The organism is Cellulomonas cellasea (assembly GCF_006538745.1).
GTDB classification, from domain to species: domain Bacteria; phylum Actinomycetota; class Actinomycetes; order Actinomycetales; family Cellulomonadaceae; genus Cellulomonas_A; species Cellulomonas_A cellasea.
Window position 1 is genome coordinate 1 of sequence record NZ_BJLR01000049.1, and the last position, 1,606, is coordinate 1,606.

Here is a 1,606-nt window from a genome sequence, read left to right on the forward strand (position 1 = left end):
GCTCGCGCGCGAGACCGCCCGGGCCACCGAGGACATCGCCCGCCGCGTCGACGCGATCCAGCTCGACACCACGGGCGCCGTCGCGGCGATCGAGCAGATCACGCACATCATCGAGTCGATCAACGACTACCAGCTCACGATCGCGTCGTCGGTCGAGGAGCAGACCGCGACGACGACCGAGATGTCCCGCGGGGTCCAGGAGGCCGCCGCCGGCTCCGGCGAGATCGCCGCGAACATCACCGGCGTCGCCTCGGCCGCCGAGACCAGCTCGCACGTGCTCGCGCAGATGAGCGCCTCCGTCGTCGAGCTCGCCCGGCTCTCGGACGAGCTCCGCGAGCGGACGGTTGCCTTCACCTACTGAAATCGCCCGCCCCTCGTCCGGTCCGCACCTCATCAGGCCGGTGCCCGCGCCGATCGGTGGTGCGACGACACCGGGGCACCGCCCCGCCACGACGAGGAGTGCATGCCATGACGACGACCGGTCCCTCCGCCCCCACGGGCGGCACCGGCACCGCGGCCACCCGCCGCGGGCTCACGAGCTCGATCCGCGGGAAGCTCCTCGGCGTCATCGGGGTGCTGTCCGTCGTCGCGATCGCCATCGGCGGGCTCGGCATCTACGAGTCCGAGAGCCTCGCGGCCAAGACCGCGGCGCTCGCCGACGTGCAGAAGTCGGTGGGCGACCCGCTCGCGACGGTCCACGAGGACCAGCTCAAGGCGCGCATGATCGTCGCCCAGCTCGGCGCCCTCACGTCCGACGAGGCCGAGGAGTTCTGGCTCGTCGAGCAGGAGGAGAACGACGCGGAGCTCCAGGAGGCGCTCGACGCCGTGACCCTGGTGATCGGCGACCTCGAGCCCCGGATCCACGACTTCACGGCGAACTGGGAGGCGTGGAAGGACGCGCGCGACAACGAGCTCGTCCCCGCGGCCCTCGCCGACGACTCCGCCGAGTACGAGCGCGTCCTGACCGACGTGACCGAGCCGATCAAGAGCGAGTTCGTCGACCAGCTCGACGCGATCGAGGCCGGCATGACCGAGTACATCGACGGCATCGCCGCCGAGGCGCAGCGCGCCGCCGACACGGCCCGCATCATCCTCGTCGTCGCGCTCGTCCTCGGCATCGGCGTGGTCGTCGCGCTCGGGCTGCTGCTCGCCCGCTCGATGCGCAGCTCGGTGCTCCAGGTCCAGCGCGTGATCGAGGCGATGGAGCACGGCGACCTCACGGTCCGCGCCGAGGTCACGACCCGCGACGAGCTCGGCCTCATGGCGCGCTCGCTCGGCACGGCCCAGGACGCGATGCGGGCCACGCTCGGCCGCGTCGCCGAGACCTCCCGCGAGCTCGCGTCGTCCGCCGAGCTCATGTCCGCCTCGACGCACGAGCTCGCGTCCGGCTCCGAGGAGACCTCGGCGCAGGCCGGCGTCGTCGCGGCCGCCGCGGAGCAGGTCAGCCGCAACGTGCAGACCGTCGCCGCGGGCGCCGAGCAGATGGGCGCCTCGATCCGCGAGATCGCGCAGAACGCCAACGAGGCCGCCAAGGTCGCCTCGCAGGCCGTCGGGCACGCGCAGGAGGCCGCCTCGACCGTCGGGGCGCTCGGCGAGAGCTCGCAGG

At 73.0% G+C, this 1,606-nt stretch carries 1 protein-coding gene and 1 pseudogene; both read left to right on the forward strand.

What is annotated here, in order from left to right; genetic code table 11:
* A pseudogene (locus tag CCE01nite_RS21105) lies at positions 1-361 on the forward strand (methyl-accepting chemotaxis protein); the annotation flags it as partial.
* Between the two features lie 107 nt (positions 362-468).
* Positions 469-1,606: methyl-accepting chemotaxis protein (locus tag CCE01nite_RS21110; protein ID WP_141372987.1), on the forward strand; the 1,138-nt coding region annotated here is incomplete at its 3' end.